We start from the raw sequence: 13000 nt of genomic DNA, 5'->3' as shown, positions 1-13000 counted from the left end.
TTTAGCCTGCGCCATTCAGCAACCTGATGAAGGATGGGGCCGGCCCATGCCTTCGCTACACTCGCCGAACGTATCCATGGTTGAACGAGGCATCCGTCTATGCAAAACCGCATGATGATCACTGGCGCGGGATCGGGGCTGGGCCGGGAAATTGCGTTGCGTTGGGCGCGTGAGGGCTGGCAACTGGCACTTGCCGATGTCAATGAGGCCGGCTTGCGGGACACCCTGGCCCTGGTGCGTGAGGCCGGTGGAACAGGCTTTACCCAGCGCTGCGACGTGCGCGACTACAGCCAGCTGACAGCATTGGCGCAGGCCTGCGAAGAGCATTTCGGTGGCGTTGATGTCGTCGTCAACAATGCCGGCGTTGCCTCTGGCGGCTTTTTCGCCGAGTTGTCGCTGGAGGACTGGGATTGGCAACTGGCAATCAACCTGATGGGCGTGGTCAAGGGCTGCAAGGCGTTCTTGCCCCTGCTGACCCGCAGCAAGGGGCGGATCATCAATATTGCGTCCATGGCGGCCTTGATGCAGGCCCCTGCCATGAGTAACTACAACGTGGCCAAGGCGGGCGTGGTGGCCCTGTCGGAAAGCCTGCTGGTGGAGTTGCGCCAACAGGAGGTCGCTGTGCACGTGGTGTGCCCCTCGTACTTCCAGACCAACCTGCTGGACTCGTTCCGTGGCCCGACGCCAGCAATGAAAGCGCAAGTGGGCAAGTTGCTGGAAAGCTCGCCGATTACGGCGAGTGACATCGCCGACTATATCTTCCAGCGCGTCGCGCAAGGCGAATTCATGATCCTCCCTCACGAACAAGGTCGCCAGGCCTGGCAACTCAAGCAGCAAAACCCTCAGGCGCTGTATGACGAGATGGCCACAATGGCCGAGAAAATGTGCGGCAAGGCTCGCTCGACGCAGGCTTGAGCGTTCGCCTCAGGTATTCTGGGCGCCTTTGCTGAACAACCCAAGGTGTCCTGGCGTGATCAATTACTTCTGGTTCTTCCTCGCTGCAGTCTTTGAGATTGGCGGTTGTTATGCCTTCTATCTCTGGCTACGACTGGGCAAGAGCGCGTGGTGGATCGCGCCAGCGTTGTTCAGCCTGACCCTGTTTGGGCTGATCCTGACCCGGGTCGAGGCGGCCTATGCCGGTCGGGCATACGCGGCTTATGGCGGTATTTACATTGTCACCTCGTTGATCTGGTTGGCAGTCATCGAACGCGCCAGGCCGTTGAGCACGGACTGGATGGGCGCGCTGCTGTGTGTGCTGGGCGCCACCCTCATTGTATTGGGGCCGCGTTTTCACAGCGCCTGAAAGCCTCTTTTTTAAGTTTATTTGTAGGGAAAATCTGAAAGTGCGGTGGGAACTGTCTAAATCCCGCTCGCAGCATTGATGGCACCTTGCCCATGCAGCAGTCTCCAGATTCGCCAAAAGCTGGAGGAAAAAGCGATGCTGGTTATCGGACGTGAGGTAGGTGAGGTGATCGCCATTGATGGTCAGATCAGGATCGAAGTGTTGTCCGTGGAAGGCGGTACCGTACGTTTTGGTATCAGCGCTCCACGGCATATCGAGGTGCACAGGGCGGAAATCTACCGGCGTATTGTCGAGCAGGCCGGCAAGAAGATGAGCACGGACTGATTCAGTCCAGCAGTTCCCGAGGGACTTCGTGCTTGGGCAGCAACTGGCACTGTTGGCTTTCCAGGTCGAAGAGGATAAAGGCCTGACCTTTGAGCAGCGCTTGGCGAACCCGCAGTACGCGGGTTTCGAGCGGGGTTTCGTCACCGTTGTCGGTACCGTCGCGGGTGACGAAATCCTCGATCAGGCGGGTCAGGGTCTCAGCTTCCAGTTGGTCGTAAGGAATCAGCATAAAAGGACTTGGACGTAGTTAAGAGTGCTCACATCCTACGCGAATCGTTACTGGCTGGCTTCGCCCTGTCTGCGCTTGCCGCGAACCAGTTCACGCAGCATGAAGCGGTTCGGATGGCAGGCTTCGGCGACTGCACGGGGCAGTGGCAGCGGCGCACCGTCAGCCCAGGCAGCAACCAGCTCGCCTGAAAGCGGTGCGGTGATCAACCCACGCGAGCCATGGCCGCTGTTGATGTACAAGCCCTCAAGCCAAGGGCAGGGCGTGCTCGGTTGTTGCCGGGCGTCTTTGGCCAGCACCGCATAGGCCTGAGCGAACGCTTTTTGATCAGCCAGCGGGCCAACGATTGGCAGGTAGTCCGGGCTGGTACAGCGGAACGCGGCCCTGCCTTCCAGCACCTCGGGGTCGAGATGATCGGCGCCCAGGCGCATCGCCAGGTCGGCGGAGATCTCTTGTAGCAACGCCAGGTTGCCTTGGTGCTCGGCGGCGGTGGGCGTCAGCTCGGTGGCGGTGAAGTCGAAACTGGCGCCGAGGGTGTGTTCACCCAGGCGCGGTGGGGCAACGTAACCCTTGGCGCAGACCACGGTGCTCAAGGTTGAACTCTGCCCAGTGGCCGGCAGGCGGGTGATTTGCCCGCGAATGCGCTTGAGCGGCAGTTCACTGCAGCCCTCAAACCGATGGATCTCCGCCGCGCAGGCCAACACCGCGAGCGGCGCGCTGGCCAACAGGCGCTCGCCCTCCCAGGCCTGCCACTGGCCATCGGCTTTGCGCAGTTCCAGCACCTGGTGATGCATCAGCAGGCGGATGTTCGGATGCTTGGCCTGCCAGGCGCACAGCGCCGGCGGGTGAACCCAGCCACCTTCAGGGTAGAACAGGCCGCCACTGGCCAGACCGATGCCCGCCATGGTTTCGGCGTCGGTGCGGTTCAGGCGTTGCAGTAATGTCGGGTCGAAGGCCTCGGCCAGTTTGGCCTGGCGCTGATCTTCCTTGTCGTCGAAGGCTAACTGCAACACACCGCAGGCGTCCCAATCACGGCCGCGCTGCAATTGTTCCAGCAAGCGTCGGGTGTAACCGAAGCCGCTGATGATCAACCGCGACAGGGCGGTGCCGTGGGCTGAGAGCTTCAGGTAGAGCACACCTTGCGGGTTGCCCGAGGCCTCGCTGGCCGGTTGGGCATGGCGATCCAGCAGGCTGACCTGCCAGCCCCGTGCCGCCAGGCTTGCGGCCGTCGCACAGCCAGCCAGGCCGGCGCCAATCACCAGCGCCTGGCGCGGGCCCAGCAGGGCAGGTGGGCGGGCGTACCAAGGCACAACAGTTGCCGGAGCAGCCTGCTCGGGTGGGCAACCTTCATAGACGCCACGCACGATTTCCCACTTCTTGCCGATGCCGGGGATCTTTTTCAGTGCGAAACCGGCAGCCATCAACCCGCGACGAACCCAGCCGGTGCTGGTAAAGGTGCCGAGTGTGGCCTGTTCGGCCGAGAGCCGGGCCAACTGAGCGAACAGTTCCGGGGTCCACATTTCCGGGTTTTTCGCCGGGGCAAAACCATCAAGGAACCAGGCGTCGACCCGGGCATCGAGTTGCGGCAACTGTTCCAGCGCATCGCCCACCATCAAGGTCAGCGTGACCCGACCCTGCTCGAAGACAAACTGCTGGAAGCCTTCATGCACCGCCACATACTCGGCCAACAGGGCATTGCCGAAATCTGCCAGCTCCGGCCACAGGGCCAAGGCCTTGGCCAGATCGGCGCGGCTCAGGGGGTATTTCTCGACCGTCACGAAATGCAGGCGAGCACCAGGGCCGGCGCATTCGGCGAACAGCTGCCAGGCGCAAAGAAAATTCATCCCGGTACCAAAACCGGTTTCGCCGATCACCAGGCACTGGTTGTCCTGAAGGGCGCTGAAACGCTGACGCAGGTTGTTCTGCTCAATGAATACATGACGGGTTTCTTCAAGGCCCTGTTCCTTGGAGAAATAGACGTCATCGTACTGCCGCGAATGCGGGCGTCCCTGGTCGTCCCAGTCAATCTGGGCATAGTTGGTTACGTCGATCATGTTCGGCTCGAAAACGGCAAGACCGGCATTTTAGCCGATCGGTTGAACGCTGTTTGACTTGGCGCATGGTACTGATTTTTCTGCCGACAAAAGCCGCGCTGATCCGCTAGGCTTGCTTATCAACCAAGGGAGCCTGGTACATGTTCGAATCTGCTGAAATCGGTCACGCCATCGACAAGGACACCTATGACGCTGAAGTCCCGGCGTTGCGAGAAGCGTTGCTTGAAGCGCAGTTCGAACTCAAGCAGCAGGCACGGTTTCCGGTCATTGTATTGATCAATGGCGTCGAAGGTGCAGGCAAGGGCGAGACGGTCAAGCTGCTTAACGAATGGATGGACCCTCGGTTGATCGAGGTCCGTACCTTCGATCAGCAAAGCGATGAAGAGCTCGCCCATCCACCGGCCTGGCGCTACTGGCGGGCTTTGCCGGCCAAGGGGCGGATGGGGATTTTCTTCGGCAACTGGTACAGCCAGATGTTGCAGGGGCGGGTTCATGGTGTGTTCAAGGACGCCGTGCTCGACCAGGCCATTGGTGGTGCCGAGCGCCTGGAACAGATGCTCTGTGATGAAGGTGCGCTGATCTTCAAGTTCTGGTTCCACCTGTCCAAAAAACAGATGAAAGCCCGCCTCAAGTCCCTGCAGGACGACCCGCTGCACAGTTGGCGGATCAGCCCGCTGGACTGGCAACAGTCACAGACCTATGACCGCTTCGTGCGTTTTGGTGAGCGAGTGTTGCGCCGTACCAGCCGAGACTATGCGCCATGGCATGTCATAGAGGGTGTCGACCCCTATTACCGAAGCCTGGCAGTCGGGCGCATTCTGCTTGAAGGCTTGCAGAACGCGCTGAAGACCGAAGGGCGCGTGGTTCGTCCGAGTAACATCGCGCCGTTGAGCCAGAGCATTGATCAGCGCAGCTTGTTGGGCAGCCTGGATTTGAGCAAGCAACTGAGCAAGGACGAATACCAGGAGCAACTGATTACCGAGCAGGCACGTCTGGCCGGGCTGCTGCGTGATAAACGCATGCGCCGCCATGCCTTGCTGGCCGTGTTCGAAGGGAATGACGCGGCGGGCAAGGGCGGTGCGATCCGTCGCGTGGCCGCAGCACTGGACCCGCGTCAATACCGTATCGTGCCGATTGCCGCCCCGACCGAAGAAGAACGTGCGCAGCCTTACCTCTGGCGGTTCTGGCGGCACATCCCGGGGCGCGGCAAATTCACCGTGTTCGATCGCTCCTGGTACGGCCGGGTGCTGGTGGAGCGAGTCGAGGGGTTTTGCCAGCAGGCAGACTGGATGCGGGCCTATGGCGAGATCAATGATTTTGAAGAACAGTTGAACAACGCTGGCGTGGTGCTGGTCAAGTTCTGGATGGCGATTGACCAGCAGACCCAACTGGAGCGCTTCCAGGCGCGCGAACAGATCCCCTTCAAGCGCTTCAAAATCACCGAAGAGGACTGGCGCAACCGTGACAAGTGGCCGCAATACGCCGAAGCGGTGGGCGATATGGTTGACCGTACCAGCACCGAAATTGCGCCCTGGACCCTGGTCGAAGCCAATGACAAACGCTGGGCCCGGGTAAAAGTGCTGCGCACCATCAACGAAGCGCTGGAAGCGGCGTTCAAGAACGACAAGAAATAGCCATCGACACCATTGCAGCCTGTGCAGCCTGTAGGCGCCGGGCTTGCCCGCGATGCAGGCGCCGCGACCCCACTGACACCCCGCCTGCTCCAACAGCGCCCGCGCCAGCTGTAGGAGCGGGTCTTGCCCGCGATGCAGACACCGCGAACCCGCTGACATCCCACCGACGCCATCGCAGGCAAGCCTGCCCCAACAGAGCCCACGTAACCTGTAGGAGCCGGGCTTGCCCGCGATGCAGGCGCCGCGACCCCACTGACACCCCGCCTGCTCCAACAGCGCCCGCGCCAGCTGTAGGAGCGGGTCTTGCCCGCGATGCAGACACCGCGAACCCACTGACATCCCACCGACGCCATCGCAGGCAAGCCTGCCCCAACAGAGCCCGCGTAACCTGTAGGAGCCGGGCTTGCCCGCGATACAAACGGCGCGAACCCACGGACACCCCACCTGCCCCAACAAAGGCCGAGCAGGCTGCAGGCGCCGCGTACTTGCAGGCTTTCATGGAATGAGATGCTGAATTCTTTTCCATATCTGTAACTGTGTAAGTTGCGGTGGCCGCCGTAGAATCAAGCCTCCCCCCACCATAGGGTTTTTCGAGGCGGTCATGCATATTTCTTCCGGACGCTGGGTATACGGTCTGTTCCTGGCGTTGTTGACGGCCGTGCTCTGGGGCATCCTTCCGGTCAAGCTCAAGCAGGTGTTGCTGGTGATGGACCCGGTCACTGTCACCTGGTTCCGCCTGCTGGTCTCTGGCGGCCTGCTGCTGGCCTTTCTTGGCGCCACGCGGCGTCTGCCGTCCGTGCGTGCCCTGGGTCGAAACGGACGTTTTCTGCTGTTGCTCTGCGTGGGCGGGCTGGTCGGCAACTATGTGCTCTACCTGATCGGTCTGAGCATGCTCAGCCCCGGTACAGCGCAACTGATGATCCAGATGGGACCGGTGCTGCTGTTGATCAGTAGTGTTGTGGTTTTCAAGGAACGTTTCAGCCTGGGGCAGGGGATCGGCCTGGTCATTCTGCTGCTGGGCTTCGGGTTGTTCTTCAATCAGCGCCTGGACGAGCTGCTGACCTCCTTGGGCACGTACACCAAGGGCATTCTGATTATCCTGCTGGCCGCTGCGGTGTGGACGTTCTATGCCTTGGGCCAGAAGCAGTTACTCACCGTGTGGAGCTCGCCACAGGTGATGATGGTGATCTACCTGATCTGTGCCTTGATCCTGACGCCATGGGCACACCCACTGGAGGCGCTGCAACTGAGCCCGCTGCAAGGCTGGTTGCTGTTGGCCTGTTGCCTGAACACGCTGGTTGCCTACGGTGCCTTTGCTGAAGCGTTGGCCCACTGGGAAGCATCGCGGGTCAGTGCGACCCTGGCGATCACCCCGCTGGTGACGTTCGGCTGTGTTGCCCTGGCAGCCATGCTCTGGCCAGGTTATGTGCAACCCGAGCAGATCAATGGCCTGGCGTACATTGGTGCCGTGATCGTGGTGCTTGGCTCGGTGCTGATTGCGCTGGGGCCGTCACTGATTGCCGGTTGGCGTGCCAGGCGCGTGCGCCTGGCACGCTGACTCAGCCGTTGTCGCCCGCATCGAGCATGTGTTCTGGCCGTACCCATTGGTCGAACTGCTGGTCGCTGACATAGCCCAGCGCCAGTGCGGCCTCGCGTAGGGTACTGCCTTCGGCATAGGCTTTTTTGGCAATCTCGGCGGCTTTGTCGTAGCCGATGTGCGGGTTCAGCGCCGTTACCAGCATCAGCCCACGTTCCAGGTGGTCGGCCATCTGCTGAGGATCCGGTTCAAGCCCGGCAATACAGTGCTGCTGGAAGTTATGGCAGCCGTCGGCCAGCAGTTCGATCGACTGCAGCAGGTTGTGGATGATCACCGGCTTGAACACGTTGAGCTGAAGGTGCCCCTGGCTGGCGGCAAAGCCGATCGCGGCGTCGTTGCCCAGCACCTGGCAGGCCAGCATCGACAGCGCCTCGCATTGGGTCGGGTTGACCTTGCCGGGCATGATCGAGCTGCCCGGCTCGTTGGCCGGCAACCGCACTTCCGCCAGCCCGGTGCGCGGGCCGGAGCTGAGCAAGCGCAAATCGTTGGCCAGTTTCATCAGGGTGATCGCCAGGGTTTTCAGCGCCCCGGCCAGGAGCGTCAGTGGTTCATGCCCGGCCAGCGCGGCGAATTTGTTCGGTGCGCTGACGAAGGGCAGCCCGGCCAGGGCCGCAAGCTCTGCGGCGATGGCTTCGGCAAAGCCTTTCGGCGCGTTCAAGCCAGTACCGACTGCCGTACCACCCTGTGCCAGCTCGTAGACTGCCGGCAGTGCCGAGCGGATCGCCCGTTGTGCGTAGTCGAGCTGGGCGACATAGGCCGACAGTTCCTGGCCGAAGGTAATCGGTGTGGCGTCCATCATGTGGGTGCGCCCGGTCTTGACCAGGTGCTGATGACGTACCGACTGTTCTGCCAGGCCCGCAGCCAGTTCGCTGATCGCCGGCAGTAGTCGCGCGTGTACTGCCTGTGCTGCGGCGATGTGCATGGCGGTGGGGAAACAGTCGTTGGAGCTCTGCGAGCGGTTGACGTGGTCGTTGGGGTGGACCGGGGTTTTCCCCCCTCGGCCCTGGCCGGCGAGCTCGTTGGCGCGGCCGGCAATCACCTCGTTGACGTTCATGTTGCTCTGGGTGCCGCTACCGGTCTGCCAGACCATCAGCGGAAACTGCTCGTCGTGTTGCCCGGCCAGTACCTCGTCAGCGGCTTGCTCAATCAGCCGGGCAACGTCGGCTGGCAGGTTGCCGTTACGCACGTTGACCCGGGCGGCCGCCTTTTTGATCAGCGCCAGGGCGTGCAGGACAGCCAGCGGCATCCGTTCCTTGCCAATTGCGAAGTTGATCAGCGAGCGCTGCGTTTGGGCGCCCCAGTAGGCCTGATCCGGAACTTCGACCGTTCCCAGGCTGTCTGTCTCGTTACGGCTCATGCTGCGGTCACTCCTTTGTCGTCTGATTCCGCAGTTTAGGTCCTGATTCGACACGGCGGTTTCTTTACGTGTCGATCCACTTGAGCGCTCAGCCCGAGTCGGCGCAGAATGCTCTACTCTGAGGTGCCACCTCTTCCGACAATTAAGGATTTCCGATGACCCGTCTTCGCGCCCTTTGCACCGCAGTTGTACTGGTTTGTGCCAGCGGCCAGGTGCTTGCCGATACTGCCAGCCACAATGCCAGCGCCGAAGCCTTCCTTAAGCTGGCGCACGCCGACAAGCTCGGAACCCCGGTCTACATGCAAGTGCAGCAGATGTTTGCCCAGCGCTTTGAACAGACCAAGGCACCCGCTTCGAAAAAGGCTGTGCTGGACAGCTACCAGGCCAAGGCCAATGCCGCCCTTGACCAGGCGATCGGCTGGAACAAGCTCAAGCCCGATATGGTTAAGCTCTACACCAGCACCTTCAGCGAAAGCGAGCTGAAAGACCTGGTGAAGTTCTACGAGTCGCCACTGGGCAAGAAAGTCCTGGAAAAAATGCCGATGGTCACCCAGCAGTCGGCTCAGTTGACCCAGCAGAAACTGGAAAGCGCAGTACCGGTGGTCAACAAGCTGCTGTCTGACATGACCACCGAACTGGACCCGTCCGCGGGCAAGGCCGCGCCGGCCAAGAAGCCGTAAGCGGAGCCCGTCATGTCGATGCAGCAACGAATTGAGCAAAGCCTGGCCGCCCTGGCCCCGCAGCACCTTGAAGTACGTGACGAAAGCCACATGCACAGCCGTGGCCAGGAAACCCACTACAAGGCGATTTTGGTCAGTGAGCAGTTCGAGGGGCTGAACAGCGTCAAGCGCCACCAGAAGGTGTACGCCACCCTGGGGGAGTTGATGAGCCAGTTCCACGCCTTGGCCTTGCATACCTACACGCCGCAGGAGTGGGAAAAGGTCGGTGCAGCCCCGGCCTCGCCAACCTGTGCCGGTGGTAGCAAACACTGATTTTGCTGCCGGGTTTTTGTTAGAATGTGCAACGCGCCGCTCGTCGGCGCGTTTTTTTTGACACCCGGTTCGTCCTTTGCGAGGACAGCCACCTGGAGAATCAAGGCATGACCCAAGCTATCGTCGTGGCGGCGCTGTACAAATTCGTTACCCTCGAAGATTACATTGAGCTGCGTGAACCGCTGCTCGAAACGATGACCGCCAATGGCGTCAAAGGCACCCTGTTGCTGGCTGAAGAAGGCATCAACGGTACGGTGTCCGGTACCCGTGAAGGCATCGATGGCCTGCTGGCCTGGTTGCGCAGCGATACGCGCCTGGTAGACATCGACCACAAAGAGTCCTACTGCGATGAACAGCCGTTCTACCGCACCAAGGTCAAACTGAAGAAAGAGATCGTCACCCTGGGTGTTCCGGGCGTCGACCCGAACAAGAAGGTCGGTACCTACGTCGAGCCCAAGGACTGGAACGCACTGATCAGCGACCCGGAAGTGCTGTTGATCGATACCCGTAACGATTACGAAGTGTCCATCGGCACCTTTGAAGGGGCGATCGACCCGAAAACCACGACCTTCCGTGAGTTCCCCGAGTACATCAAGGCCAACTTCGACCCAAGCCGCCACAAGAAAGTCGCCATGTTCTGCACCGGCGGCATACGCTGTGAAAAAGCCTCCAGCTACATGCTCGGCGAGGGGTTCGAAGAGGTCTATCATCTCAAGGGTGGCATCCTCAAATACCTTGAGGAAGTACCGCAGGAAGAGAGCCGCTGGGAGGGCGAGTGCTTCGTCTTCGACAACCGGGTCACCGTTCGTCATGACCTGAGCGAAGGCGATTATGACCAGTGCCACGCCTGCCGCACGCCGATCAGCGTGGAAGACCGTGCTTCGGAGCACTACTCGCCAGGTATCAGCTGCCCGCACTGCTGGGACAGCCTGAGCGAGAAGACGCGCCGCAGCGCCATCGACCGGCAGAAGCAGATCGAACTGGCCAAGGCCCGCAACCAGCCGCACCCGATTGGCCATAATTACCGCAAGGCTGCCGAGGTTTGATGATGTCCGCTCGCCTGCTCTATGTGATGGACCCGATGTGCTCCTGGTGCTGGGGTTTTGCACCAGTGGCCGAGGCCCTGATCGCCCAGGCGCAGGCGGCGGGGGTGCCGACCCATCTGGTGGTCGGTGGCCTGCGTAGCGGTAGCAGCGCACTTGATGTGTCTACCCGACGCTACATCCTCGAGCACTGGCAAGCGGTGCACGAAGCGACTGGCCAGCCGTTTCGCATTGAAGGGGCGATGCCCGAGGGTTTCGTCTACGACACCGAACCTGCGTGCCGCGCCTTGGTGACGGCGCGCAGCCTTGACCCGCAACGCGCCTGGGGCCTGCTCACGCTTATCCAGCAGGCCTTCTATGAGCGCAGCGAAGATGTCACCCGTGCGCCGCAATTGGTCGAACTGGCTACCCAGGCAGGCTTTGAGCGTGCGGTGTTCTCCGAGCGCTTCACCAGCGCTGAACAACGCCAGGCCACGGCTGCCGATTTCGTCTGGGTGCAGGATTTGGGTATTGCCGGTTTCCCGACCCTGCTGGCCGAGCGCAATGGCCAGTTGGCGCTGCTGACCAACGGCTACCAGCCTCAAGACGCATTGGCGCCGTTGCTCGGTCGTTGGTTGGAGCGTGCCGCTCATGCTTGACCTGCCGGGCTCACCCGACCCGGTGCCGGGTTCACCGGCAAGTCATGGCGATCGTCTGAGCTGGGCTGAAATTCGTCGCCTGGCACTGCAACACAAAAAAGCCCTGTGGATCGCCAATGGCGTTGCCGTGCTGGCGGCGCTGTGCAGTGTGCCGATCCCGCTGTTGCTGCCGCTGCTCGTCGACGAAGTGCTGCTGGGGCATGGCGACGCCGCGCTGAAATGGATGAATCAGTTTCTGCCGCAGGCTTGGCACGTGCCCGCTGGCTATATCGGCCTGATGCTCCTGGTGACCCTGTGCCTGCGGGTATTCGCGCTGGCATTCAACGTGGTTCAGGCCAGGCTGTTTGCCGGCTTGGCCAAAGACATTGTCTACCGCTTGCGTATCCGCCTGATCGAGCGGCTCAAGCGCATCTCCCTGAGCGAGTACGAAAGCCTTGGCAGCGGAACGGTCACGACGCACCTGGTGACCGACCTCGACACCCTGGACAAGTTTGTCGGTGAAACCCTCAGCCGCTTCCTGGTGGCGGTACTGACCTTGACCGGTACGGCCGGCATCCTGATCTGGATGCATTGGCAGTTGGCGCTGTTGATCCTGCTGTTCAACCCGTTGGTGATTTTTGCCACCGTGCAATTGGGCAAGCGGGTCAAGCACCTGAAAAAACTGGAGAACGACAGCACCTCGCGGTTTACCCAGGCGCTGGCCGAAACGCTGGATGCCATTCAGGAAATTCGAGCAGGTAACCGTCAGGGCTATTTCCTCGGGCGGCTGGGCGTACGTGCCCAGGAGGTGCGTAACTATGCCGTCGCTTCGCAGTGGAAGAGTGACGCCAGTGGGCGTGCCAGTGGCCTGTTGTTCCAGTTTGGTATCGATATTTTCCGCGCGGCGGCAATGCTCACCGTGCTGTTCTCCGACCTTTCCATTGGCCAGATGCTGGCCGTGTTCAGCTACCTGTGGTTCATGATCGGGCCGGTGGAGCAGTTGTTGAACCTGCAATACGCCTACTACGCCGCTGGCGGTGCGCTGACCCGCATCAACGAACTGCTGGCGCGTGACGACGAACCGCAGTTTGCCGGGGGCGTCGACCCGTTCAAGGGCCGTGACACCGTTGGCATCGACGTGCGCGGCCTGCGTTTCGCGTACGGCGAGGAGCCGGTGCTCGACCAGCTCAACCTGTCGATCGCACCCGGCGAAAAAGTGGCGATAGTCGGTGCCAGCGGTGGCGGCAAGAGCACCCTGGTGCAGTTGTTGCTGGGGCTCTACACACCGCAAGCCGGGACGATCCGCTTCGGTGGCGCGACCTTGCAGGAAATTGGCCTGGAAACCTTGCGTGAGCAGGTGGCCGTGGTGTTGCAGCACCCCTCGCTGTTCAACGACACCGTGCGCGCCAACCTGACCATGGGCCGCGACTGCACCGACGAGGCGTGCTGGCAGGCATTGGGCATTGCCCAGCTAGATGGCACCATTGCTGCGCTGCCTCAGGGCCTGGACAGCGTGGTAGGGCGCTCCGGGGTACGCCTGTCCGGTGGGCAGCGTCAGCGTCTGGCCATTGCCCGGATGGTACTGGCCGAGCCCAAGGTGGTTATCCTCGATGAAGCCACGTCGGCCCTGGACGCGGCGACCGAGTACAACCTGCATCAGGCCCTGGCCCGTTTTCTCAGTGCCCGCACGACCTTGATCATCGCCCACCGTCTGTCGGCGGTGAAGCAGGCAGACCGTGTTCTGGTGTTCGATGGGGGGCATGTTGCCGAGGACGGTTGCCATCAGCAGCTCATCGCTGACGGCGGTTTATACGCCAAACTGTACGGGCATCTGCAACAAAGTTGAGCGGGAA

13 protein-coding genes are annotated in these 13000 nt (G+C 61.4%); 10 read left to right on the top strand and 3 right to left on the bottom strand.

What is annotated here, in order from left to right:
- Nucleotides 1-99: 99 nt before the first annotated feature.
- From AB7M23_RS00215 to csrA, 3 genes are all read left to right on the top strand, one after another.
- The gene (locus AB7M23_RS00215) at nucleotides 100-915 is read left to right on the top strand and encodes an SDR family oxidoreductase (protein WP_065760401.1); all 816 of its coding nucleotides are present in this window, start codon (nucleotides 100-102) and stop codon (nucleotides 913-915) included.
- Between the two features lie 55 nt (nucleotides 916-970).
- Complete coding sequence (locus AB7M23_RS00210; RefSeq protein WP_102053875.1) at nucleotides 971-1303, top strand: YnfA family protein; 333 nt, start codon at nucleotides 971-973, stop codon at nucleotides 1301-1303.
- Between the two features lie 135 nt (nucleotides 1304-1438).
- A complete protein-coding gene (csrA, locus tag AB7M23_RS00205; RefSeq protein WP_065760399.1) occupies nucleotides 1439-1627 on the top strand; it encodes a carbon storage regulator CsrA in 189 nt (62 codons plus the stop codon).
- A gap of 1 nt (nucleotide 1628) precedes the next feature.
- Here the strand turns inward: csrA and AB7M23_RS00200 are convergent, their stop codons facing one another.
- Entirely contained in the window at nucleotides 1629-1856 is a 228-nt protein-coding gene (locus AB7M23_RS00200; protein ID WP_065760398.1) for a YheU family protein, read from the bottom strand.
- A gap of 47 nt (nucleotides 1857-1903) precedes the next feature.
- Nucleotides 1904-3907, bottom strand: a complete 2004-nt coding sequence (gene mnmC, locus AB7M23_RS00195) for a bifunctional tRNA (5-methylaminomethyl-2-thiouridine)(34)-methyltransferase MnmD/FAD-dependent 5-carboxymethylaminomethyl-2-thiouridine(34) oxidoreductase MnmC (protein WP_454240008.1) — start codon at nucleotides 3905-3907, stop codon at nucleotides 1904-1906.
- A 140-nt stretch (nucleotides 3908-4047) separates the two neighbouring features.
- On the opposite strand from mnmC, the gene pap reads away from it, so the two are divergent.
- Together pap and AB7M23_RS00185 are read left to right on the top strand one after the other, a co-directional pair.
- Complete coding sequence (gene pap / locus AB7M23_RS00190) at nucleotides 4048-5541, top strand: polyphosphate:AMP phosphotransferase (protein WP_454240007.1); 1494 nt, start codon at nucleotides 4048-4050, stop codon at nucleotides 5539-5541.
- A 601-nt stretch (nucleotides 5542-6142) separates the two neighbouring features.
- Complete coding sequence (locus AB7M23_RS00185; protein WP_409279479.1) at nucleotides 6143-7099, top strand: DMT family transporter; 957 nt, start codon at nucleotides 6143-6145, stop codon at nucleotides 7097-7099.
- Nucleotide 7100: 1 nt separating this feature from the next.
- On the opposite strand, the gene AB7M23_RS00180 is transcribed toward AB7M23_RS00185, so the two are convergent.
- Nucleotides 7101-8495, bottom strand: a complete 1395-nt coding sequence (locus tag AB7M23_RS00180; protein ID WP_454240006.1) for a class II fumarate hydratase — start codon at nucleotides 8493-8495, stop codon at nucleotides 7101-7103.
- Between the two features lie 155 nt (nucleotides 8496-8650).
- On the opposite strand from AB7M23_RS00180, the gene AB7M23_RS00175 reads away from it, so the two are divergent.
- The 5 genes from AB7M23_RS00175 to AB7M23_RS00155 all read left to right on the top strand — a co-directional run bounded on the left by AB7M23_RS00175 (nucleotide 8651) and on the right by AB7M23_RS00155 (nucleotide 12993).
- On the top strand, nucleotides 8651-9175 hold the full coding sequence (locus tag AB7M23_RS00175; protein WP_065760840.1) for a DUF2059 domain-containing protein: 525 nt from the start codon (nucleotides 8651-8653) through the stop codon (nucleotides 9173-9175).
- A gap of 12 nt (nucleotides 9176-9187) precedes the next feature.
- Nucleotides 9188-9487, top strand: coding sequence for a BolA family protein (locus AB7M23_RS00170; protein WP_065760841.1), 300 nt, complete (start codon nucleotides 9188-9190; stop codon nucleotides 9485-9487).
- A 107-nt stretch (nucleotides 9488-9594) separates the two neighbouring features.
- Nucleotides 9595-10533 carry an oxygen-dependent tRNA uridine(34) hydroxylase TrhO gene (trhO, locus tag AB7M23_RS00165; RefSeq protein ID WP_454240005.1) on the top strand — a complete coding sequence of 313 codons (939 nt, stop codon included), beginning with the start codon at nucleotides 9595-9597 and terminating at the stop codon, nucleotides 10531-10533.
- Nucleotides 10534-10535: 2 nt separating this feature from the next.
- On the top strand, nucleotides 10536-11168 hold the full coding sequence (locus tag AB7M23_RS00160; RefSeq protein WP_065760843.1) for a DsbA family protein: 633 nt from the start codon (nucleotides 10536-10538) through the stop codon (nucleotides 11166-11168).
- Nucleotides 11161-12993 carry an ABC transporter ATP-binding protein gene (locus tag AB7M23_RS00155; protein WP_102053755.1) on the top strand — a complete coding sequence of 611 codons (1833 nt, stop codon included), beginning with the start codon at nucleotides 11161-11163 and terminating at the stop codon, nucleotides 12991-12993. Before AB7M23_RS00160 ends, AB7M23_RS00155 begins: the two co-directional genes overlap by 8 nt.
- Nucleotides 12994-13000 lie beyond the last annotated feature (7 nt).

Source organism: Pseudomonas sp. HLS-6 TE3448, from assembly GCF_053629555.1.
Note: the sequence above shows the minus strand (reverse complement) of the source record. Positions and strands in the feature narration are given on the sequence as shown.

Excerpts from the sequence above, each read along its gene's own strand:
- AB7M23_RS00215 (WP_065760401.1), top strand. The coding sequence starts at position 100 with ATGCAAAACCGCATGATGATCACTGGCGCGGGATCGGGGCTGGGCCGG.
- csrA (WP_065760399.1), top strand. The coding sequence starts at position 1,439 with ATGCTGGTTATCGGACGTGAGGTAGGTGAGGTGATCGCCATTGATGGT.
- AB7M23_RS00200 (WP_065760398.1), bottom strand. The coding sequence starts at position 1,856 with ATGCTGATTCCTTACGACCAACTGGAAGCTGAGACCCTGACCCGCCTG.
- mnmC (WP_454240008.1), bottom strand. The coding sequence starts at position 3,907 with ATGATCGACGTAACCAACTATGCCCAGATTGACTGGGACGACCAGGGA.
- pap (WP_454240007.1), top strand. The coding sequence starts at position 4,048 with ATGTTCGAATCTGCTGAAATCGGTCACGCCATCGACAAGGACACCTAT.
- AB7M23_RS00185 (WP_409279479.1), top strand. The coding sequence starts at position 6,143 with ATGCATATTTCTTCCGGACGCTGGGTATACGGTCTGTTCCTGGCGTTG.
- AB7M23_RS00180 (WP_454240006.1), bottom strand. The coding sequence starts at position 8,495 with ATGAGCCGTAACGAGACAGACAGCCTGGGAACGGTCGAAGTTCCGGAT.
- AB7M23_RS00175 (WP_065760840.1), top strand. The coding sequence starts at position 8,651 with ATGACCCGTCTTCGCGCCCTTTGCACCGCAGTTGTACTGGTTTGTGCC.
- AB7M23_RS00170 (WP_065760841.1), top strand. The coding sequence starts at position 9,188 with ATGTCGATGCAGCAACGAATTGAGCAAAGCCTGGCCGCCCTGGCCCCG.
- trhO (WP_454240005.1), top strand. The coding sequence starts at position 9,595 with ATGACCCAAGCTATCGTCGTGGCGGCGCTGTACAAATTCGTTACCCTC.
- AB7M23_RS00160 (WP_065760843.1), top strand. The coding sequence starts at position 10,536 with ATGTCCGCTCGCCTGCTCTATGTGATGGACCCGATGTGCTCCTGGTGC.
- AB7M23_RS00155 (WP_102053755.1), top strand. The coding sequence starts at position 11,161 with ATGCTTGACCTGCCGGGCTCACCCGACCCGGTGCCGGGTTCACCGGCA.